Origin of the sequence: Pseudomonas sp. CP4 (assembly GCF_047758505.1) — a bacterium.
GTDB lineage: Bacteria > Pseudomonadota > Gammaproteobacteria > Pseudomonadales > Pseudomonadaceae > Aquipseudomonas > Aquipseudomonas fluorescens_AO.
Window position 1 is genome coordinate 947,901 of record NZ_CP180489.1, and the last position, 22,489, is coordinate 970,389.

The following is a 22,489-nucleotide window of genomic DNA, read 5'->3' on the forward strand; positions in this document are numbered from 1 at the left end:
CGCGTACGTTGAGCCGCTTTTTTGCGGCCGTCGACGAGCGCCGCTGTACAGCACGAGGAACAAGGGATGTTCGCGCCGGCCAATGAAACCCACTTTGCCCTGACCATCGAAGGGCTTTCCGCCGATTTTCAGGTATTCACCCTGACCGGCCGGGAAGCCATCAGCCAGCCTTTTGTCTTTGAGGTGGAGCTGGTCAGTGAACAGCCGTCTCTGGACCTCGAAACCCTGCTGCACAAACCGGCCTTCCTGCAGCTGTCGCCTGACGGCAGCGGCATCCATGGCCAGATCTACCGCGCCGCGCAAGGCGATTCCGGCAAGCGCCTGACCCGTTATTCGGTGACCTTGCGCCCGCAACTGGCCTACCTCGCGCACCGCATCAACCAGCGCATCTTCCAGAACCTCAGCGTGCCGAAAATCATCGGCATGGTGCTGGAAGAGCACGGCATCCAAGGCAACGCCTACGAATTCAAGACCGGCTCGATCTATCCCGAACGCATCTACTGCGTGCAATACGACGAGTCGGATCTGCACTTCATCCAGCGCCTGTGCGAAGAGGAAGGCATTCACTTCCATTTCCAGCACAGCGCCACGGCGCACAAGCTCGTTTTCGGCGATGACCAGACGGTGTTCCCGAAACTGGCACCCGTGCCCTATCAGCAAGACTCCGGCATGGTCGCCAGCAACCCGGTGATCAAGCGTTTCGACCTGCGCCTGGAAACCCGCACCAGCCGCACCACCCGCCGCGACTACGACTTCGAAAAACCGCGCCTGACCCTGGAAAGCGAGAACCGTGGCGACGCCCTGCCCGACCTTGAAGACTACGATTACCCGGGCCGCTTCATCGACCGTGAGCGCGGCAAGCACCTGGCCAAACGCGCCCTCGAACGCCACCGCAGCGACTTCCAGCTCGCCGAAGGCAAGAGCGATCAGCCGTTGCTGGTCAGCGGCCACTTCCTCGCCCTGACCGAACACCCGAAAGCCAAGTGGAACGACCTCTGGCTGCTCACCGAAGTCCTGCATGAAGGCAAGCAACCGCAAGTGCTCGAGGAGTCGGTGACCAGTGACACCACCGCACTCAAAGACGATTTCCACCAGGGCTACCGCAACCGCTTCCAGGCCACGCCGTGGGACGTACCCAATCGCCCGCCCCTGCGCCACCCGAAACCGCGCATCCTCGGCAGCCAGAGCGCCGTGGTCACCGGCCCGAAAGGCGAAGAAATCCACTGCGACGAATACGGCCGCGTCAAAGTCCAGTTCCACTGGGACCGCGAAGGCCAGGCCGACGACAAGACCAGTTGCTGGCTACGCGTCTCCAGCGCCTGGGCCGGCGCCCAATACGGCGGCATCGCCATCCCGCGCATCGGCATGGAAGTGCTCGTCACCTTCCTTGAAGGCGACCCCGATCAACCGCTGATCAGCGGCTGCCTGTACCACAAGGAAAACACCGTCCCCTACGCGCTGCCGGCGAACAAGACCCGCAGCACCTTCAAGACCCTGAGTTCGATGGGCGGTGGCGGCTACAACGAACTGCGCATCGAAGACAAAAAAGGTCAGGAACAGATCTACCTGCACGCCCAGCGCGACTGGGACGAGAACATCGAGCATGACCAGAAAATCCGCGTCGGTAACGAACGCCACGACACCGTCGAGCAAAACAGCTACAGCGAATTCAAAGCCGAAGAACACCACACCGTCTACGCCGACCGCAAAGTCGAAACCCGCGCCAACGACCACCTCACCGTCGGCGTGAATCAGCACATCAAGATCGGCACCGGCCAGTTCATCGACGCAGGCCAGGAAATCCACCTGAGCAGCGGCATGAAAGTGGTGATGGAGGCTGGTGCGGAGCTGACCCTGGTGGGTGGTGGCAGCTTCATCAAGATCGACGCCGGCGGCGTGACCATGAGCGGGCCGGTGATCAACATGAACTCTGGTGGCAGCCCCGGCAGTGGGACTGGTGCTGCGCCGTTGATGCCGGGCGTGTTGAAACAGGCGGATGCCGACAAGGCTGGTCAGGTCCTGACCCCGGCGCAAATCAACACCCTCAAACGTAACGCGCCGTTCTGCGAAGAATGCGAAAAATGCAAGGCAGGTGCCTGTGCCATCTGAACGAATCACCCCCAAGGACTGGCTGGCGCAACAGCCGCTGCAAAGCGGCGAGCGCCTGTACCTGATCATCAGCGCCGCCAGCGACGCCGATGCGCTGAAAACCCTGTACCTCACCGAACCCACCGCCCAGCTCATCCCGATTTGGGGCGGCACGCCCTACTCCACCTGGCAACCGGTGATGCCCTACCTCACCGAACTCAAAGCCAACTCCGCCTTCCTGCCATGGATCGCCGAAACCGACGCCCTCGACTGGGGCTGGCTGGCGGTATCGCGTTCAGAACCGAACGAAGTGTTCGAACATCTGCGCAGCCTGACGCAGGTGAAAATGCCGGATGGCACCGAGGTGTTTTTCCGGTTTTGGGATGGACGGCATATTTATCCGATTCTGCGGGGACTTGGGGAGAAGGCTGGAGAAGTGCTGCCGGTGTTTGAGCGGTATCTGATTAATGGACAAGCGCTGGAAGTGGGCACGCGGGTGGTGCCGAAGGTGCGGGACTGGCCGTGGTGGGAGGTGCCGAAGGGGTTGTTGGAAGGATTGAGCAAGGACAATCCGGCGACGCTGGTCAGCAACCTGATGCAATGGCTGGAAGAAGACCGCCCGGACCTCTACACCGCGTGGCCCGAGAACAATTTGAAGCTGAAAATCACCCGCTTCGTGCGCCGCCCGGATGCGCCGCAAAATCTTAAAGAAGCATTGATAAACCACCTGATTCTGGAGCAAGGCTGATGGATCGCGTTGCCTTTGTTGACAACCAACTGAACACCTTCAAGGACAGTCTGAAGCTGTATCAGGAGCAAACCAAAACCTGGTATGCACAGGCCCTCGACAAGGGTAGCCGTGCCGCTGACATGCCGTCTTTGCTGGGCATGGAGCGTGTCATCAAGGCGGGCAACACCAGTAAAGCGGTGAGCATGACCGACGGTAGTTTTACGTCGAACGTGGCTCAATGTCCGCTCAAGGGACCGTTGCTGATCGAGAGCAAATTCGAATCGGTTTACGACATTCCCGTCGGCGATATCGAAGTCGAAATCGTGGCGGTGGACGGTGGTGCGATCAGCAAGGTAAAACTCGACGCCCAAGGCAAGGCCGCGTGGACCGGGGGTGTACCCGGCAAGTTCTACACGATTCGCGTCCATAACGAAGTGACCCCGGCGCAGATCGACGCCCTCTTCAGTTCCTACAGGGGTGTGACTGCGGACCTTGAAGGTTTCCTACGCAAGGAATGGGCCGGCTTCAAACCGCAATGGTCGAATCTCTCAACCTCCGGCACAGCCATGGCCATCGGCAACGGCATTCTTGAAGGTGGCTGGGAAGCGATCAAGGGCGTATGGGACGGCATCAGTCTCGTGCTCGACATCCTCCAGGACCCAGGAAAGTTTGCGAAGGATCTCGGCGCTGGCGCAGACGAACTGATCAAAGTCGCCAAAAGCTCGCCTGACATCATGAAAAAAGCCATGTTGCTGGCAAGTGACGAAGCTGCTTTGTTTTTGCTGGTACGCAGTGCGGTGATCTGGCTGGCGGGCTTGCCGCCGATGAAAATGGCAGGCGATGTAGCAAAGATGACCACGGCAATTGTGGTTGGCATTGCGATCGACATCGTGATCGGCGTGGTATTGACCATCGCGGCAGAAGGTACCGGCGTCATCTACCTTGCGGCCCGACTGAAGAAGTACGGAGAGCTTGTCATCAAGGCCGTGATCGGCTTCGTGAAGTCGGTGTTCAAGATCATCAACGGCTTTATGGAGTATGTCGCCAAGTACACCGCAGTGGCCGCCCGAGGGGTGACGGCGAAGGTCAGGAACGGGATTTCCGAGTTGCGTTTTGATGGGAAGAAAAACGCCAGACTTGCTGAAGGCAGAGTCGCTGATGATGTATCGACCCAGGCGACAAATCCCGCCGAAAAGAGCGCAGAACCTGCTGCAAAGACTTGCACTAGCGGCTGCCCTGTTTCGATGGTCACTGGCGAAGAGTTACTGACGTTAACTGATGGCCACCTCGACGGCCTGCTCCCATTTGAATGGACCCGCCTCTATCGCACCAGTGCTGTGGAAATCGACTGCGGTCTGGGCTATGGCTGGAGCCACGCGCTCGCTCATCGCATCGAGATCAACGGCGACGAAGTCATCTGGACCGACCAGGAAAACCGCTCCACGGTGTTTCCGCTTCCAAGTGAGCAGCGTCCGGCCATCACCAACAGCCTTTCACGTGCTGCCATTTTCCTGGGTGACGATCCAGCCGAATTGATTTTGGCTCAGGCAGGCAAGCGTCCATCGTTCTACCATTTCCGTCATGACAGCAAAGGCGCCAGCCTGATCGCCATCAGCGACAGCTATGGCAATCGGCTGCACGTCACCCGCGACATCCACGGCCGCATCAAGCGCCTCGACAACGGCGCCGGTCGCGCCTTGCTTCTGCGCTATGACCGCAAGCACATCATCGCCGTCGATTATCAGCAGTTTCTGCCCGCCGATAATCTGGAAGACGTCTGGACTACCGTGCAAACGCTGGTCACCTATAGCTACGACGCGCAATATCGCATGGTCGAGGCGAAGAACCCCGCCGGCGAAGCCGAACGCTATCGCTACAACGACCAGCATGTCATTCTCGAGCGGCAATTGGCAGGCGGCGCGGCGTTCTATTGGGAATGGGAAAACGAAGGCAAGCTGTCTCGCTGCACCCGTCACTGGGCCAACTTTTCGCAGATGGAAGCGCAGTACATCTGGGACGACAAAGGCAGCGTCACCGTAACCAACGCCGATGGCAGCGAAGAGGTCTACACCCACGACGATCAGGCCCGATTGATCCGCAAGATCGACCCGGACGGCGCCGAGCATCTCAAGGCCTACAACGACAAAGGCCAATTAATCGCCGAAAAGGATCCGTTGGGCGCCGTTACCGAATATCGCTATGACGATAACGGATTGATAACCGCGGTCATCCCGCCGGAAGACGAAGCCACCACTTACGAATACATCAATGGTTTCGTCAGCGACGTTCGTCGCGGCAAAGCCAGTTGGAAGTATCAACGCAACCGACAGGGTGATGTCACTGCGCAGATTGACCCGGACGGCAATGCCACCCATTACAGCTATGACCCGCAGGGTCGTCTGTTGGAAATCCGTCACCCGGACGGCAGCCGTCATCAACTCGGTTGGAACAATCTCGGTCAACTGCTTGAAGAACGTCTTCCCGACGGAGGTCAGCGCAAGTACCGTTACGATGCACTAGGCAGGCAGATCACTCGCCAGGAAGAGTCCGGCGCGATCACTCATTACCAATGGGATGCTGCCAATCGCCTTGCCCAAGTTACGCTGCCCGGCGGCGCCACTCGCGCATTCAGCTACAACGCCTATGGCAATGTCACTGCTGAACGTGACGAACTTGGCCGTATCACCCGCTATGAATATGCCGACAATCTTCACCTCGTCAGCCGCCGCATCAATCCCGACGGCAGCCAACTGCGCTACCGCTACGACAACTCGCGTCTGTTGCTCACTGAAATTGAAAACGAGCGCGGCGAGCACTATCACCTTGATTACTACGCCAACGGCCTGATTCAACAGGAAACCGGCTTCGATGGTCGTCGGACTGGCTACGAGTACGACCTCAACGGCCAACTGCTGAAGAAAACCGAGTTCGGCGACGACGGCAGCGAACTGGTCACCGAATATCAGCGTGATGCCGCAGGCCGGTTGCTTGCAAAAACGCTGCCCGACGGCGAAGAGATTCACTACAGCTACGACGCGCTTGGCCGCCTCGTTAACGTTGACGACGGCCACTGGCCGCTCGCCTACAAATACGACCTGCAAGACCGACTCATCGAGGAGCACCAAGGCTGGGGCACTCTGCGCTACGAATACGATAACGTCGGCCAGCTCAAGCACTGCCGCTTGCCCGATGGCAGCAAACTCGATTACCGCCACCAGCCTGGCGGGCAACTCACCAGCATCGACCTCAACGGTTCTCGCCTGACCTCTCATCAGTTCAACGCCGGTCGAGAGCAACAGCGCCAACAAGGTCTGCTGCTTAGCCAATACCAATACGATGAACAGGGACGTCTGCAAGCGCACAGCGTTAGCCAACGGGACAAGCACCTGTTCCAGCGTCGCTACAACTACGACGCCAACGGCAACCTCGCCGGAATCGACGACAGCCGCAAAGGCAACCGCAGCTTTCACTACGATCCGCTCGACCGATTGATTAGCGTGCGCGGCGCCATGCCAGAGAGCTTCGCCCATGACCCGGCAGGCAATCTGCTAGGACAAAATGACCTGCCCGTTGCGAATCTCGCCAACGTCAAAGGCAATCGCCTGCTCATGCAAGGCGACCGCCACTACGATTACGACGCCTATGGCAACCTGACCCGTGAAAGTCGCGGCACCGGACAAAAACTCGTCACCGAATACCGCTACGATTGCCAACACCGCTTGATTGGCGTCAGCCTCCCAGGCGGCAGCACCGCCACCTACAAATACGACGCCTTTGGCCGCCGCATCGAGAAAACCGTCGACGGCCATACCACTGAATTCCTCTGGCAAGGCGAACGATTGATCGCCGAAAGCGCACAAAATCGTTATCGCAGCTACATCTACGAACCGGGCACCTTCCGCCCGTTGGCAATGCTCGACGGCGAAGGCCCGCTAAAAGCGGCCCCGTTCTATTACCAACTCGACCACCTCGGCACACCGCAGGAACTGACCGACTACAGTGGCGAAATCATGTGGTCGGCGAAGTACCGCGCCTACGGCAATCTCGCAGCGCTGGATGTCAGTGAAATCGACAATCCGCTGCGCTTCCAAGGTCAGTATTTTGACGCCGAGACAGGCTTACATTACAACCGCCACCGCTACTACAATCCGGGTACTGGGCGGTTCTTGACGCCGGATCCGATCAAGCTTGCGGGCGGGTTGAATAGCTACCAGTACGTGCCTAACCCTACTGGGTGGGTGGATCCGTTGGGGTTGAGCAGCAATAACTGCCCTCCCAAGCGCGTTGATACTAGCGATTACCAGACGCGTAAAGATCTACGAACAGATATTTATGATGCGAAACGTCCAGAAGGTAGGCATGCGACAAAGCACACAAATGCACAATCGGCAGAACAAGCGAAATCGCTAAGTCTAGGCCAAGGCACCAGAGACGGAAAACCTGAGGCCTCCTATCTTCCCGATATCGCTAATAATGTGAGCGGATTTGAGAAACAAGCAGCGTACTCAGCAGTGCGCGATGGAAATGTGTTTGATCACGGCGGCTCAAGATATATGTTCTATAGATCAGAAACTCCAGTCGGCTACAACAATGGAGAACTGACAAACTGGGTCAGGATAGAGCTATCCAAAGCCGGCGAGCCTGTCATCCATAGTTTTCCAGCCGCCCCTGAACAGGTAAAAAAATATATGGGCAATGTGAAATGAGACCAAAACTAGAGCACAAGCTTCACCCTATACGCGTGCCAAGCGGTTGGACGATAACAATCAACAACCTATTTGAAGTCGAGCTTACACCTGATACAAGTGAATGGTTCTCCAGCTCGGTTTTGATTGGTGGAGTCCGCCGAAGCACTGGGCACTGTTTTGATTCTAGAGTGGAGCCGGAAGGTGATCCCGAAGGGTATTTTGTAATTGACTTTCTAACAATTGAATATGACCACAAAGGGAAACCGATAAAAAACTCAGAAATTTTCCTTGGAGAATTCAGAACCAAGAGCAAACTTGAATTTATCGAGAAGATCGAATCCTTTATGTTGGAAGTGTAAAAAATTTAGAAAAATGGAGGCAGATTTACTTTTTAAGCACTGAAATAAGTCTGTCCCCATTTGTCTGTGGTCAGCGAAGTACCGCGCCTACGGCAATCTCGCAGCGCTGGATGTCAGTGAAATCGACAATCCGCTGCGCTTCCAAGGTCAGTATTTCGACGCCGAGACAGGCTTACATTACAACCGCCACCGCTACTACAATCCGGGTACTGGGCGGTTCTTGACGCCGGATCCGATCAAGCTTGCGGGCGGGTTGAATAGCTACCAGTACGTGCCTAACCCTACTGGATGGGTGGATCCGTTGGGGTTGAGCAGCAATAACTGCCCTCCCAAGCGCGTTGATACTAGCGATTACCAGACGCGGAAAGAGTTAAGATCCGACGTCTATAACGCGCAGAGGCCAGGAGGCTTCCATAAAACGAAACATCTGAATGCGAAATCTGCCGACCAAGCCAGAGAATTGAGTTTGGGTAATGGATCACGTGGTGGTCAACCTGAAGCTTCTTATCTGCCCGACATCGCAAACAATGTTAAAGGATTCGAAAAACAAGCTGCATATGGGGCGATAAAAGATGGAAACGTATTCGACCACGGTGGCACTCGATTCATGTTTTACAGATCCGAACACCCTGTGGGCTACAACGAGGGACAACTTAAAAACTGGATAAGAATTGAACTAACTGATGGAGGAAATAAGCCTGTGATCCACAGCTTTCCGGCATTACCACAGCTAGTAAAAAAATACATGGGTAAAGCAAAATGAAAAAACTTGAATTCGAACTACAGCCACTCCGAGTGCCTAGCGACTGGACAATAACGATAAATAATTTGTACGAAATAGAACTAACACCGGAAACCGCGCACTGGTTTAGCAGTTCTATTTTATTAGGTGGTGCAAGACAAAGCACAGGCTATTGCTTCGATTCTAGAGTAGAACCTGAGGGAGACCCAAAGGGCGAGTTCGTGGTAGAGTTTCTTACAATTAAATACGATCGAAAAGGCGAACCAATCGGCGACTCTGCCAAAACCTTGGAAATATTCCGAACAACATGCAAAAAAAAATATATTGAGAAAATAGAGCGATACATGCGCGAAAATTGAAAACAACGAGCCAATCATTAATAAACTACGCATGCTATTTTTCATCAAAAACAAAACCAACCTCAACACTGTTACCTACAGAAGCTTTGGCTTCGGAGAGGCTTCAACCCCTACGAATTTAGGAATACAAACTAAATCATTCACGCAGATCAAATGAAAACTGTATAACCGCCAGCTGGCGGTCACCTGACTAGCATCGGCCTCAAGGTTCACGCCTCACGTCTCACCAATTCAACGCCGGTCGCGAGCAAGAGCGGCAGCAAGGCTTGCTGCTCAGCCAGTACCAATAACGATGAACAGGGCCGACTTCAAGCACACAGCGTCAGCCAGCGGGACAAACACCTGTTCCAGCGCCGCTACAACTACGATGCCAACGGCAACCTCGCCGGCATTAACGACAGCCGCAAAGGCAACAGCAGCTATCACTACGATCCACTGGATCGCCTGCTCAGCGTACGCGGCGCCATCCCAGAGAGCTTCGCTCACGACCCGGCAGGTAACCTGCTCAGCCAAAATCAACTGCCCGCAGCCAACCTCGCCAACGTCAAAGGTAATCGCCTGCTCATGCAGGGCGACCGCCACTACGACTACGACGCCTACGGCAACCTGATCCGCGAACGTCGCGGCACCGGCCAAAAGCTCGTCACCGAATACCGCTACGACTGCCAGCATCGCCTGATCGGCGTCAGCCTGCCGGGAGGCCGCACCGCAAGCTACAAATATGACGCCTTCGGCCGCCGCATCGCGAAAAGCTTCGACGGCCACACCACTGAATTCCTCTGGCAAGGCGAACGCCTGATCGCAGAAAGCGCCGAGAACCGCTACCGCAGTTACATCTACGAACCGGGCAGCTTTCGCCCGTTGGCAATGTTCGACGGCGAAGGCCCGTTGAAAGCCGGCTCGTCTACTACCAACTCAAGCACCTCCGTTTCCCTCAAGGACTCGTCTGCTACACCGGCAAGATCATGTGGTCGTGAAGTACCCGGCCTACGATAATCTCGCGACGCTGCACTCAGCGAACTCGCTAGCATCGCCAGAAAAAATGAACCAGGGAATTTGAGACTGAAAACCCAAATGAATACCCGTCAGATAACGCTTGCAAATCGATGGACCGCAACCTTTCACAACATCGGTGAGTTTCGCATGGGCGTCGAGGGCTGGAGCTTGCTTCTACAGGGTCCGGATAACCAGACGATCAAATACTTCGCAGACCAGATTGTTCTAGCGAACGATGGGGACGGCAACCAAGCCAACACCTGCATCCTGCTCTCGGGCGATGGTGTTTACGGCTATTTGCGTACGGCCATAGACGGCGACTGGGTGATCGATTTTGCGCGAGGGATGATTGCCCCTCATCGAGTAACGATTCGCCACCATCACGACGCTTACGACGAAAGCCTTGCACTATACGAACAGCCGGCCTTCAAACGTGCGCGCCAGTACATCAGTGTTGTCGGCAAACACATCTATCTGACTTTTCCGCTAACCAGAGATGAGGATTTTCCCAAGGTATGGGACGAATACCTGGCAATCCGCAAACGCCAACTGGATGAGCTTTACTTCGGAACCTGGCAAACGCATGGAGAGGTCCGGTAGTCATCTCCAACCATATACGTCGTCATATTCCCGCAGGTCCAACCCTCCCAAATTAAGCTTCACCTAAGCTTCCCCCGCTAGCATCCCGGCTCATCAACCTGTCGTCTTGAGCCGTGGATGAGTCCCTCCGACATGAAAGCCTTCGATCTACCCTCCCAGCCGCAATCCAACTTCAGCCTCGTCCTGGTCAATTACAAAACCCCGGACATTACCCGAATGTGTCTGGAACTGTTGCGTGAGCATGTCCAGGCGCAGGGCATTCCAGTGTGGGTGGTGGACAACGATTCGGCGGATGCCAGCCTTGATTACTTGCGTTCGCTGGACTGGATCAATCTGATCGAGCGGCCGTCGCCGGGTAAGGAAATGGGGCATATTGCCCATGGCAAGGCGCTGGATCTGGCCTTGGCGAAAGTTGAGACCGATTACTTGTTTCTGCTGCACACCGACACCTTTGTCTACGACATGGAAGTGTTCGCGATGATGATGCGCGAATGCACGAAAAGTGCGGACATGGTGGCGGTCGGTTGTGTTGAGCAGCTTGATCGTGGGTGGCTGCGAGATACCTGGCGGTTAACTTCGCGTTTCTGCAAACATCATGTTCGTCGACTCAAAGTTCATGTTGGCCTGCGTTCGAAACCGCCACGTCCGTATAAAGAAACCCATCTGAAAAGTTTCTGCACGCTGTGGAATGCGCGTTTGATGAAGTCGCTGGGTTTGCACTTCTGTATGGATGAGGAGGTACCTGGTTACACGCTTCAGGATCGGATGGTCGAGTTGGGCTATGGCGTCAGGTTCCTCTCGCCGCGGAGGATCTTTCGCTATCTGGATCACATCCAGGCCGGCACCGTTGCGGCGGCGGGCACGTATGGCAAGGATCATCGCCGGACAAAAATGTACCAGCAGACCCTCAAACGCTTGCAGGCGCAGCACGGCAAAGCCGGCATGCAAGCTTCGACTTGATCGAAAGCAATAAAAAGGGCGACTGCAAAGTCGCCCTTTTTGTTCTGCAGATTCTGTATACAACTTTTGCAAGTAGTGGAGTTCGCCCAGTGTTACGGCCTGGCAATCCTTGCACCGGTAAAGAGCCCTGACACTGGGCGAACGCCGAGGATTTTAATTCAAACAAGTGGATATGTCGTCCTGGGGAAACATGAAATTTTTGAACTGAAAAGTTAAAAACTGTGTTTTACCGATTTTCCCCGAGAATTGTCTTACAAAAAACTTTACATGATTGCTCTCATACATAAAGCTGTACAAGAGCAATAAACTTGTAGAGCTACTACTCAACTATCGTGCTGACTGGTCACTTTCAAGATATCGGTATAAGTGACAATAACGCTCTGCCCTACTTTCAGATCCTTCAACTTGGCCTGAATCTCCGGCCTCTGCACATCGAGCGTCTTCGATTGTCCCGACGGATTTTCCAAGGTGACCTGATGGGTCTTCAAATCGATTTTGCTGATTTTCAACTGCACCTGAACCTGCCGATAAGCCTCACCGCCCGGGTTGTCGCTGCCCGGAGCCTTGCGCAGTTCGCCGGTACGTTCGGTGGTGCCTGGCAGACCTTTATCCACATCTGTATCGAGATAAGCGGCGACAGATCGCTGCACCTCGATCTTCACCAAGTCCCCTACTTTAAGATTGGCGAGGTTTTTCGCTTTGTCGCTGAGCTGAACGTGGACTTGTCGCCCCTCGGGGCCTTCCAGCACGACTTGATGATTGGCCGGGTCAACGGAGAGCACTTTGGTGGTAACGGAATCGGCCTCAACGGCGGCGGATAACGGAATGTCGGCAGCCAGAGCGCCGAAACTGGTGGCAGAAAGCAGCGTTGCGAGGGTGATGGCCTTGGCCAGAGCGTCGAGCTTCATATGCATTACTTTCCCTGTGATGAAATGGCGACGCCCGCTGCCGAATCGACTTCAGCGACGGGCGTGCCGGTGAGCATAGACGCTGTTCAGGGCTTGACTTGGGTTTGTGGGCCGCGGGTATGTGGCTCGGCGGACTCTTGCGCCGTGGATTCGCCACTTGGCGTGCCTTTGCCGCTGTCCTGTCGCTGCTTGGGATCTGTCGGGCGTAGGGCGTCGTTATCGCGTTCGGTTTCGCCGGCCGGGCGCGGTTCGTCGGGGTTGTCGTTCTGGCTGATGGTGGTATTCATGGCAGGAGTCCTCAGGCTTCGGGATCGTCGAGTTCGCGGGCGACGTTGACCTCGGGTGACTGCTTGTGCAGATCGTCGGCTTTGGCGCGTAGCAATTGCCATTGCTCAAGGTCGATCGCGCCTTGGCCGAGCAGGTCATCGGCGATGCGCTGCAAATCGAAATAGTGAGCGTCGGGCGATTGCTGCCAAAGAGTCTGATCGTCGAACAGGCGTTGCCAGGTGTTGAGGTCTGGGAGTTGCACGTCGTCGCTCATGGGTGAGTCCGAAAATGGCGGGTTTCTGGGTAGAGCGTATTGGCGAAGGGAGAGTTCCGAGCGGTTTGATTAGTGGTGACCTTGATGGCGCCATCGCTGGCAAGCCAGCTCCCACAGGGATTGGGGTTAAGCTGTAATTCATCGGTGTTTTTGAGATAGCTATCGCGAGCAGGCTCACTCCTACAAGAGCAAGAGCAAGAGCAAGAGCAAGAGCAAGAGCAAAAGATCGCAGCCTTCGGCAGCTGCTACAGTCCCACGCTCACCTATAGGCCGAGTGTCAGCTCGCCTGCTCTTGGTCTTGATCCACCGGCGACGTCGGAAGGCTGAGTGGAGGGATTGATCCGGGCGTGGGAGCGCAGCGACCGTCTGGCGCAGCCAGACACAGCGGAAGGAGGTGCAGCGAAGCAAACCGTAGCCGCTGCGCCCGGATCGATCCCGCAGCGAAGGAACCCGAGCCTGCGAGGGCCGAACGTAGGAGCTAGCGTTTTTTGCTTACTTTTTTAGGCGCTTGTAAAAAAGTAAGTCGCCGTAAGGGCGAAAACCTAAGCAGCCGTTACCGCAGCAACGGATATGTACCCGGTCAAGCAGAACAAATCATCGCTCGACAAAAAGCCTTCGCGAGCAAGCTCGCTCCCGCAGGGAAACTGCACCTACCGTTAATACCCGGTCATTTCCAGATAGCCCTGGCCAGGATGGCTGCCATCAATCTTCACCGGACCTTCCCAGTAGGGAATACGCAAATCCATCCACGCATTGCGATTGAGCGCATCAACGCTGATATCGAGTTGCTTGTCAGGAATGCGGATCGACCATTTCACCGGCATCGGTCGATCAGCCACCTTGGCCGTGTCCTGCGGCGCAAGGCTGATCTGCTCGCTGCGCAATGTCTGAATCTGCCCGTCAGCGGCGATCCACGTGCCGGTCAGATAAGGTGCGCCGTCCTTCTGCCGCATGCGATAGAGCATCACATGTTCGCCGCTGTCCAGATGCAGCGAGAACCAGTCCCAGCCGGTCTGATTAGCGGTCAGCGGCTGACTGCTCCACTCGCGATCGAGCCACGCCGGGCCGCTGACGGTATAGGTCTGGCCGTCGATCTGCAGCGTGCCGCTGGCTTGAAAAAACGGCTGGCTGTAGTAATACGAGGCCTGACCTTCTTCAGATTTCTGGCTGAAACCCTGGTCGCCCTGCAGCACCAGCGGGCGGCTTGAGGTGAGGCGCAGTTGATAAGCAAAATTTTTGTCACGAGCACTGAGTTGCATGTCGCGCAACGGATCCTGCGCCTGGCTGGCAAACATCCAGTCGTCGATCCACGCCTCGAACGGCGCCAGCCGCACGCCGGCCTGCCCTACTCCGCCCCGGGCGTAGCGCTCGGCGGCGTGGTGCACCGAGCGCGAAGTAACCGCCGCATGGCCCAGCCAGATTGTTTGATTGCCCCACCCGGCTTGCTCGGCAACCGGTTTCAGGGCACTGCGAAACAGCGTCCATTGCACGCCGAAATCATTGCCTTGCTGATCCTTCAGATTGGCAGTGACGTACCACCACTCGATGCGAAAACCATCATGCGCGCCGTGATCGGCGGGAAAACTGAACACCCGACCGGGCACCACCGGGGTGAAGGATTGCGCCTGATCGCCCATGCCGGCAAAGCCCTTCTCCTCGGGTGCAGGCTGATCGCAGCCACCGAGCAGCAGCACCAGCACCAGCATCAACACGATGCTGTTAATCCTCATGGGCAAAGGTCCTCAGCAAGTCCGCCGGTTGCGTGCGGTACAGCGAATACAGCGGCCATGCCGAAGCCAGTAAAGTCGCGAGCAAGGCCAGGCCCATCAGTTGCAACAACTGCAACGGAAACACCCGCAACGGCAAGCGCCAGCCGAACGCCTGCACGTTGATCACCGCATCCAGGCACCACGCCAAGGCGATGCCCAGCGGCAGCGCCAACAGCAACGTCAATACGGCGAGCAGCCAGGTCTGGCCGAGGTTGAGCAGCATCAATTGTTTGCGCGTCACGCCCAGCGCCCACAGCGGTGCGAGTTGACTGAGCCGACTCTGGCTCTGGGTCAGCAGACTGATGAACAGGGCCACGCCGGCGACGGCCAAGGTCAGGCTGTTCAAGGCTGCCGTCGCGGCAAAGGTGCGTTCGAAGACTTGCACCGACCAGCCCTTGAGCCGGGCCTGATCGACGATGTGGTTGTCATCCAGCTCAAAGCGCGCCTGCAAGGCGTTGAGCAACGCCGGAATCTTTGGCGGATCGATGCGCAGATTGAAGCGGTTCGGCGTGAGCTGCGGCCAGCCGCGCAACAGGTGCTCGCTGCTGATCAGCACGTGCCCTTTCGGATTGCCATAGTCGGCGTAGATGCCGACGATGCGCGGCGACCACGTGCCGTTCGGTGTCGGAATACGCAGATGCTCGCCCGCCTTCACTCTCAGCCGTCGTGCCAGTTGTTCGCTGAGCATCACCGCATCATCCGTCGCCAGTTTGCCCCACGGATCGCTGCCACTGCTGTCGAGCAACGGCCAATGCTGGCGATAGTGCGGGTGGTCGATGATGCCGTAGACATCCGCCGGCCAGCCTTGCAGCGTCACCGAAACCTGCCAGTTGGGCAGCACAGCGGTGACCGTCGGCTGCTGCTTGAGCCAACTGTGCATCTCGCGGGCCTGCGCCGGGTTGGCCGGGTTGATGTACAACTCGGCGCTCAGGCGTTGTTCGAGCCAGTCGTTGAAGGTCTGGCGAAAACCGGCGGTCATGCTGCCAGCGCCGATGTTCGCCGCGAGCGCCAACAGCAGCGCCATCAGCGCCAGACTCAGGGCAGGCAGTTGCTGGCGGCAGTCGGCGAGAAACCACTGGCCGAGCACCGACCGACTGCGCCCCAGCAACGGGTTCAACAACGCGCTGAGCAGCACCGGCAAGGCCAGCGCGGCACCGAGCAACAGCCCGGCCATCAGCACGAAACCGCTGCTCAGGCTGTCGCCCCAGATCAGCGCCGCCAGTGCAATCGCCAGCAGTGCCGTCGCCAGCCAACCCTGTCGGCGCAACCAGCGCGAATATTGTTGATGCCACGCCTGCGGATCGGCCACCGCCAGCAACGGCAGGCGCGCCGCCCGCAGCAGACTGTTGGCCCCGGCCAGCAAGGCGCCGAGCAGGCTCAGACCGATGCCGCTGAACCACCACCAGGGGCTCAAACGCAACTGCCCCGCCACTTCTGCGCCATATAAGCCGCGCAGGCTGGCGGCGACGTCCGGCAGCAGAACACTGGCCAGCCAATAGCCGCTGATCACACCGAACAACCCACCGATCAGCGCCAGCACACCCAGTTCAACCACCAGACACGCGATCAGCATTCGCGCACTGACGCCGCAAGCACGCAATGTGCGCAGCAAGCCTCGGCGCTGTTCCAAAGCGAGGCCGATGGCGGCGTGGACGATGAACAAGCCGACCAGAAACGACAGAAATCCAAGCGCATCAAGATTGAGGTGAAAGCTCTCGGTCAGCCGCGCCAGATTGTTTTCTTCACCGCTGCTTTTGAGCTGCAAGCGTTCGTTGAAACTCGCTGGTAATTCCTGACGAAAATCCTTGGGCAACAGCAGCCGTGACAATTGCTCGGGTTGTTCGAGCAGGCGTTGCGCGGCACCGATGTCGACCAGTAACAGGCCCGGCGCCATGTCCTTCTGCGCGAGCAGCGGCGGCAGGGTCTGGCCGTTCGCGGTTTGCGCTGTATCACCTTCGCGCAAGCCGAGCATTTGCAGGGTGTCCGGAGAAATCCAGGTGCTGCCCGGCGGGCTGAAAAATTCGACGATGCGCTCAATCGGCATCGCCTGCCCGGCCACTGCGGAATCCCCCGGCAGCGACACCGGCTCGATGCCCATCACCTGAATCCGCTGATCTTCGTGGCCCTTGAGCGTTAGCCGGCCCTGCAACACCGGCGACACCGGCCAGCCCTGACGGCGCAGCTCGATAAACCAACGCTGGGGAAATGGAGCACCATTTGGTGTGCTCAGGCTGGCTTGCGGTTCGCCGCCGATCATCTGGCTGGCCCGCGCGTAGCTGTCGCGGGCCTGGCTGTTCAGCGCCTCGACGCCAGTGAGCAGACTGGTGGCCAGCCACAACCCGGTCAGCACACTGAAAAACTGCACGGGATGACGCCGCCAGTGGCTGAGCAGCGCACGCAGGGTTTGCCGCCAGATCATCAGGCCACCCGCCCGTTCGACAACACCACACGCTGGGCCAATCGCGCCGCGACGCGCTGGCTGTGAGTGACCATCAGCAGGGTCGTCGGCGTGTCATCGAGCAATTCCAGCAACAGCCGCAGCACTTCATCACTGGTCGCTTCATCGAGGCTGCCGGTGGGTTCATCGGCCAACAGCAATTTCGGCTGCGAGGCCAATGCTCGGCCCAATGCGACCCGCTGCTGCTGGCCGCCGGAAAGTTGTTCGGGATACCGCGAGAGCAGATCGCCCAGCCCCAGACGCTGCACCAGATGCGCCTGCCACCGCGGCTCATGGCGCCCAGCCAGGCGCGCCTGAAACGCAAGGTTGTCTTCCACGCGCAAACTGCCGATCAGGTTGAACTGCTGAAACACCAGACCGATTTCCGTGCGGCGCCAGTTCGCCAGTTGCCCTTCGCTCATGGATTCCAGGCGATGTCCGCCGCTGCGAATGCTGCCGCTGTCGACCTTGTCCAGCCCGGCCACCAGATGCAACAGCGTGCTTTTGCCACTGCCCGATTCACCCATCAGCGCGAGGCTGCCACCGGCCTCCAGCGTCAGGTCGACGCCTTGCAGTACCGGCAACGAACCCTGGGGCGTGGCATAGCTTTTGAAAACGTCGCGAACCTCAAGCATGAGCAAACCCGATCATTGAACCTGGGCCAAGGATAGCGGCCCGGAGCGGTATTTGTCCGCTGGTCATCTGTTTCATTGAACAACAGCTGAGAGTGTCGCTGCCTGTGCAGGCCTCTTCGCGAGCAGGCTCGCTCCCATAGGGAGATCGCGTTCCAATGTGGGAGCGAGCCTGTTCGCGAAGAGGCCCGCCCGAACAATTCAAAAACTCACTGCCCCGAAGCCACACTCGCCGGCGCCCGCTCAGGCGTCACGATGCTGCCCAGATCGATATGTTTCCACTCGGGCTTGGCCCCCAGCCGCGCATTGAAGCGGTAGTTGAAAGTGAACTCATCCGCCGTCGGCATGCTCAGCGGTTTGCCATACACCGCCTCAATCCCCGCCAGGTCGTAACCCATCACCTGCAACAGCGTCGGGAAAATGTTGTAGTGGCTGGAGCGGTCCTTGTTTGTCGGCAAATTCGCCGCCCAGTCCGGTGTCTGCAATCCTCGGCCCTGAATCACCACCAGCGGCACCAGCCCTTCCTCTTCCACCGGGTCGCCGCCGCAGTGGGTATTCAAGCCCGGGTTGCCGCGCTCATGCAGATCCTGACCATGATCGGAGGTGTAGATCAGCAGCGCGTTGTTCAGGTTGGCCTGGGCAAACACCCGGGCGAAAAATTCGCCAACGTTCCACAACAGCGTGTTCTTGTAGGCGTTGCGATACAGCACCCAGTCATCCGGCTGGCCATTGAAACCGGCGCGTTCGCCAGTGTCGGCGACTTCGGTGAACTGCCCGCGTGGCAGCGTTGGCCGGTAAGCCATGAACGCGTCCGGGTATTTGTCATGCACCGGAAAATGCGCGCCGACCTTGTTGATCACGATCAGCTCCGCGTGATCGTCGTTGAGCAATTCGATCAGCTTCGCCGCTGCCGCCATATCGCGGTCGCGCACGCTGGTCTGGTCGAATTGCACGAAACTGTCGATGTCGTTTTTCTCGGCAGCGGTCATCATGTTCTGCAGATTGCCGGCCGTGCGCTGGGCGTCGATGTACACCGTGCCGAGCCCGGCCTTTTTCGCGTACTGCCAGATCGACGGCAACGTGCTGTTCATGCGTCTGTAGTCGGCGCGGGTGCCGCCGTAGCGCAAGGTGACGTTGGTGTCGGCGCTGCAATTGGCAATGGACGCGGCATAACCGAAGTTGAAGACATCAACCCCGGCCGGTGCTTGCTTGAGGTTGCTGTGCACACCGAACGGCGCGTTGATATCGAGGTAATTGCCGGAAATGCTTTCGTCGATGATCAGCACGATGTCGTGGTCAATGGCAGGTGCGGAGCGTATGAGCGTCACTGGTTCACGCGGGCCGACGGTGTCATGCAGCGCTTCGTAGGCAAACAGATTCAGGTAGGCCAGCGGCGTGTACATGATCGGCAGTCCACGCGCGCCCTCGCCCGCCCGTAAAAACAGCAATCCGCTGAGCACTAACACGCCGATGACCGGAGCCGCTACTCGCAACGTATTGGGGATGAACAGCGCATGACGCGGTTTGAGCCCGATGCCGAACAACAGCAACAAGCCACTGAGCACCGCGCGCAGGATCGCATCGCGGTACTGATACGCGGCTTCCTGAATGAAGCCGCCGGAGTACACCAGCGAGACAAAATCGCTGTACCTCAGGTAATCCGCGGTGACCCGGGTGTAAACATCAAAAAAAACTGCTGCGGCAAACATCGTTAATGCGAATGCATGTCGAACGAGAGCCTGACGTATATACGCACTTAGATATAACGCGAAAGTAAGCGCCAAAAACATCGCGCCAAAAACAAGTGCATTGCGACCCCACCCGATAGCATTTAACCGATCCAGATAATAGTCGGAAAAGAGCAACAGATAGGCAACTAAGAGCAGTTCCTTGGCGTACTTGATCATGGCGATACCGGTGGTCGGAAAAGGGCAGATGTCAAAGGTTTGTCGGTCAGAACCTGACACTAGCACCCGGCCATCAAAGCGCAAGAAATGACTGATAGCCGGGCAAAGCGTCAAAAAAACGGTGACTCAAATCTGACACACCCTCAGCGCTTAAAGCCTTTAATTTCGGGGACTTAGACCGTCTGTCGGTTAAATTGAATCTGAACAAATCTGTAAAAAAACAACAAATCCAATCGCAGCAATGACTTGATGGCCAATCGCCAAAAACACCTCAAGTGTTATACCCGTGCAACATGTCATTTTGCTGACACGCTTTCCAAACGCTGCGCTATACCCCTTTAACCAACTTCTTCCGAACTTCTTCTTTTCGTTTTATCGAGGGTGCGCAGATGGACGTGAGCGTATTTGGCACTGGCTATGTCGGACTTATACAAGCCGCTGCACTTGCCGATGTCGGCCATCGGGTTTTATGCATTGATATTGATCCGAACAAGATCAAACAATTGCAACAAGCGGTTCCGCCCATTAGTGAGCCAGGCCTGTCCGCGACGCTTGAAGAAAACATCAAGGCCGGTCGCTTGTTGTTCAGCACTCAGGCCAGTGATGCGGTGACTCACGCCGAGCTGATTTTCATCGCTGTGGGCACCCCGGCGGACGAAGACGGCTCTGCCGACCTCAGCCATGTGCTCAATGTCGCCCGGCAGATTGCCGGCCTGATGGAGGCCGATCGCACGCTCATCATCAAATCCACGGTGCCGGTCGGCACTGCCGATCAGGTTCTGGCCACGGCCACCAGCGAATTGCTGTTGCGCGGCAAAACCGAGCTGCAGGTGCGCGTGGTATCCAACCCGGAATTTCTCAAGGAAGGCAGCGCCCTCGCCGACTGCATGCGCCCGGACCGGATCATCATCGGCACCCGCGACGACGCTGCCCGCGAGCAGATGAGCGAGCTGTACGCGCCGTTCTGCCGCAATCACGAAAAACTGATGTTCATGGACAACCGCAGCGCCGAGCTGACCAAGTACGCGGCCAACGCGATGCTCGCCACCCGCATCAGTTTCATGAACGAACTGGCCAACCTCACCGAGCTGCTCGGCGCCGACATCGAAGCGGTGCGCAAAGGCATCGGCTCGGACCCGCGTATCGGCTACCACTTCATTTATCCGGGCTGCGGCTTCGGTGGCTCGTGCTTTCCCAAGGATCTGCGGGCCTTGCTGCACACTGCCGAACACAACGGCATGCCGCTGAAATTGCTGCGCAGCGTCACCGATGTCAACGACAGCCAGCGGCACATCCTGTTCAGCAAATTGCGCGCGCAGTTTCCGCAAGGCCTGGCCGGCAAATCCATTGCGGTCTGGGGCCTGGCATTCAAACCGAACACCGACGATATGCGCGAAGCCCCGAGCCGTTATCTGATGGACGCGTTGTGGGCCGAAGGCGCCAGCGTGCAGGCCTACGATCCGGAAGCCATGTCCGAGTGCCGGCGCATCTACGGCTACCGCAACGACCTGCACCTGTGCGCGACCCGCGACGACACCCTCGAAGACGCCGACGCGCTGGTGATCTGCACCGAGTGGAAGAACTTCCGCGTGGTCGATTTCGAGCTGCTCGCCGAGAAGCTGCGTTCGAAGGTGATCATCGACGGCCGCAACCTGTACAACCCGGAACAGGTTGCCGCCGCCGGCCTGCATTACAGCGGCATCGGTCTGCGCCACATCGCCCCCGAAGGGCTGCGGCCATGAAGATTCTGGTGACCGGTGCCGCCGGTTTCATTGGTGCCCATTGCGTCCTGCGTTTGCTGCGCGACGGGCATTCGGTGGTCGGCCTGGACAATTTCAACCACTACTACGACCCGCAGCTCAAGCACGACCGCGTGCAGTGGGTGCGCGAGCAGGTGGGCGATTTTCCGCTGGCCACGGTGGATCTGGCCCACGCTTCGGCGATCGACGCACTGTTTGCCCGCGAGCAGCCACAAGTGGTGATCCATTTGGCGGCGCAGGCCGGGGTGCGTTATTCGCTGGACAACCCACGGGCGTATCTGGACAGCAACCTCAACGGCTTTCTGAACATTCTCGAGAGCTGCCGGCATCACCCAGTCGAGCATCTGATCTACGCCTCGTCGAGTTCGGTGTACGGCGCCAATCAACACACGCCTTACTCGGTCAAGGACGGGGTCAATCACCCGCTGTCGCTGTACGCCGCGACCAAAAAAGCCAACGAGCTGATGGCGCACAGCTACAGCCATCTGTTCGGCATTCCCTGCACCGGCCTGCGCTTTTTCACCGTGTACGGGCCTTGGGGCCGGCCGGACATGTCGCCGATCCAGTTCGCCCGGGCGATCAGCGAAGGCGAGCCGCTGAAGCTGTTCAATTACGGCGAGCACCAGCGCGACTTCACCTACATCGACGACATCATCGAAAGCATCGCTCGCCTCATCGATCAGCCACCGCAAGCCAACCCGCAGTGGGATCGCGAACAGCCCGACCCCGCCAGCAGCATGGCGCCGTGGCGCCTGTTCAACATTGGCGGGCAGCAACCGGTCGCACTGAAAACCTACCTCGCGCTCATGGAAAAACACCTCGATCGCAAAGCCATTGTCGAGCTGCTGCCGCTGCAACCGGGCGACGTGCTCAACACCTGCGCCGAGGCCAGCGATCTGGCCCAGGCCACCGGATTCCAGCCCCGGATAGAACTGGATGAAGGACTGGGCCGCTTCATCGCCTGGTTCCGCAACTACTACCCCACTGCCCGTGCGCCGCTTGCGGCTGAATGA

17 protein-coding genes and 2 pseudogenes are annotated in these 22,489 nt (G+C 57.8%); 12 read left to right on the plus strand and 7 right to left on the minus strand.

What is annotated here, in order from left to right; all coding sequences use genetic code 11:
* The first annotated feature begins 66 nt into the window (after window positions 1-66).
* The 10 genes and pseudogenes from tssI to ACMYUN_RS04195 all read left to right on the plus strand — a co-directional run bounded on the left by tssI (window position 67) and on the right by ACMYUN_RS04195 (window position 11,522).
* The gene (gene tssI, locus ACMYUN_RS04150; RefSeq protein WP_415763000.1) at window positions 67-2,109 is read left to right on the plus strand and encodes a type VI secretion system tip protein TssI/VgrG; all 2,043 of its coding nucleotides are present in this window, start codon (window positions 67-69) and stop codon (window positions 2,107-2,109) included.
* Window positions 2,099-2,836, plus strand: a complete 738-nt coding sequence (locus ACMYUN_RS04155) for a DUF4123 domain-containing protein (RefSeq protein WP_129999826.1) — start codon at window positions 2,099-2,101, stop codon at window positions 2,834-2,836. The genes tssI and ACMYUN_RS04155 overlap by 11 nt, the downstream gene beginning before the upstream one ends.
* A complete protein-coding gene (locus tag ACMYUN_RS04160; protein ID WP_415763003.1) occupies window positions 2,836-7,524 on the plus strand; it encodes an RHS repeat-associated core domain-containing protein in 4,689 nt (1,562 codons plus the stop codon). Before ACMYUN_RS04155 ends, ACMYUN_RS04160 begins: the two co-directional genes overlap by 1 nt.
* Entirely contained in the window at window positions 7,521-7,865 is a 345-nt protein-coding gene (locus tag ACMYUN_RS04165; RefSeq protein ID WP_167351290.1) for a hypothetical protein, read from the plus strand. The genes ACMYUN_RS04160 and ACMYUN_RS04165 overlap by 4 nt, the downstream gene beginning before the upstream one ends.
* Before the next feature lie 64 nt (window positions 7,866-7,929).
* Window positions 7,930-8,193: pseudogene (locus tag ACMYUN_RS04170) on the plus strand (RHS repeat-associated core domain-containing protein); the annotation flags it as partial.
* The gene (locus tag ACMYUN_RS04175; RefSeq protein WP_415763005.1) at window positions 8,173-8,628 is read left to right on the plus strand and encodes a hypothetical protein; all 456 of its coding nucleotides are present in this window, start codon (window positions 8,173-8,175) and stop codon (window positions 8,626-8,628) included. The pseudogene ACMYUN_RS04170 and the gene ACMYUN_RS04175, both read left to right, overlap by 21 nt.
* Window positions 8,625-8,966 (plus strand): hypothetical protein, encoded by a 342-nt coding sequence (locus ACMYUN_RS04180; protein ID WP_415763007.1) that lies wholly within the window; start codon window positions 8,625-8,627, stop codon window positions 8,964-8,966. The genes ACMYUN_RS04175 and ACMYUN_RS04180 overlap by 4 nt, the downstream gene beginning before the upstream one ends.
* Window positions 8,967-9,143: 177 nt before the next feature.
* Window positions 9,144-9,984, plus strand: a pseudogene (locus tag ACMYUN_RS04185) (RHS repeat domain-containing protein); the annotation flags it as partial.
* Between the two features lie 56 nt (window positions 9,985-10,040).
* Window positions 10,041-10,562 (plus strand): hypothetical protein, encoded by a 522-nt coding sequence (locus ACMYUN_RS04190; RefSeq protein ID WP_415763009.1) that lies wholly within the window; start codon window positions 10,041-10,043, stop codon window positions 10,560-10,562.
* A gap of 132 nt (window positions 10,563-10,694) precedes the next feature.
* Window positions 10,695-11,522, plus strand: a complete 828-nt coding sequence (locus ACMYUN_RS04195; RefSeq protein WP_415763956.1) for a glycosyltransferase family 2 protein — start codon at window positions 10,695-10,697, stop codon at window positions 11,520-11,522.
* A 323-nt stretch (window positions 11,523-11,845) separates the two neighbouring features.
* On the opposite strand, the gene ACMYUN_RS04200 is transcribed toward ACMYUN_RS04195, so the two are convergent.
* The 7 genes from ACMYUN_RS04200 to ACMYUN_RS04230 all read right to left on the minus strand — a co-directional run bounded on the left by ACMYUN_RS04200 (window position 11,846) and on the right by ACMYUN_RS04230 (window position 19,716).
* Window positions 11,846-12,430, minus strand: coding sequence for a hypothetical protein (locus tag ACMYUN_RS04200; protein ID WP_415763011.1), 585 nt, complete (start codon window positions 12,428-12,430; stop codon window positions 11,846-11,848).
* A gap of 86 nt (window positions 12,431-12,516) precedes the next feature.
* On the minus strand, window positions 12,517-12,717 hold the full coding sequence (locus tag ACMYUN_RS04205) for a hypothetical protein (protein WP_415763012.1): 201 nt from the start codon (window positions 12,715-12,717) through the stop codon (window positions 12,517-12,519).
* 11 nt (window positions 12,718-12,728) lie between these two features.
* Window positions 12,729-12,971 (minus strand): hypothetical protein, encoded by a 243-nt coding sequence (locus ACMYUN_RS04210; protein WP_016774112.1) that lies wholly within the window; start codon window positions 12,969-12,971, stop codon window positions 12,729-12,731.
* Window positions 12,972-13,627: 656 nt separating this feature from the next.
* Entirely contained in the window at window positions 13,628-14,701 is a 1,074-nt protein-coding gene (locus ACMYUN_RS04215; RefSeq protein ID WP_415763014.1) for a lipocalin-like domain-containing protein, read from the minus strand.
* A complete protein-coding gene (locus tag ACMYUN_RS04220; protein WP_415763016.1) occupies window positions 14,691-17,159 on the minus strand; it encodes an ABC transporter permease in 2,469 nt (822 codons plus the stop codon). Before ACMYUN_RS04220 ends, ACMYUN_RS04215 begins: the two co-directional genes overlap by 11 nt.
* A complete protein-coding gene (locus ACMYUN_RS04225; protein ID WP_415763018.1) occupies window positions 17,159-17,812 on the minus strand; it encodes an ABC transporter ATP-binding protein in 654 nt (217 codons plus the stop codon). The genes ACMYUN_RS04220 and ACMYUN_RS04225 overlap by 1 nt, the downstream gene beginning before the upstream one ends.
* Window positions 17,813-18,018: 206 nt before the next feature.
* Window positions 18,019-19,716 carry a sulfatase-like hydrolase/transferase gene (locus ACMYUN_RS04230; protein ID WP_415763020.1) on the minus strand — a complete coding sequence of 566 codons (1,698 nt, stop codon included), beginning with the start codon at window positions 19,714-19,716 and terminating at the stop codon, window positions 18,019-18,021.
* A 389-nt stretch (window positions 19,717-20,105) separates the two neighbouring features.
* On the opposite strand from ACMYUN_RS04230, the gene ACMYUN_RS04235 reads away from it, so the two are divergent.
* Together ACMYUN_RS04235 and ACMYUN_RS04240 are read left to right on the plus strand one after the other, a co-directional pair.
* Entirely contained in the window at window positions 20,106-21,458 is a 1,353-nt protein-coding gene (locus tag ACMYUN_RS04235; RefSeq protein WP_016774103.1) for a UDP-glucose dehydrogenase family protein, read from the plus strand.
* Window positions 21,455-22,489 (plus strand): NAD-dependent epimerase, encoded by a 1,035-nt coding sequence (locus ACMYUN_RS04240; protein ID WP_415763022.1) that lies wholly within the window; start codon window positions 21,455-21,457, stop codon window positions 22,487-22,489. Before ACMYUN_RS04235 ends, ACMYUN_RS04240 begins: the two co-directional genes overlap by 4 nt.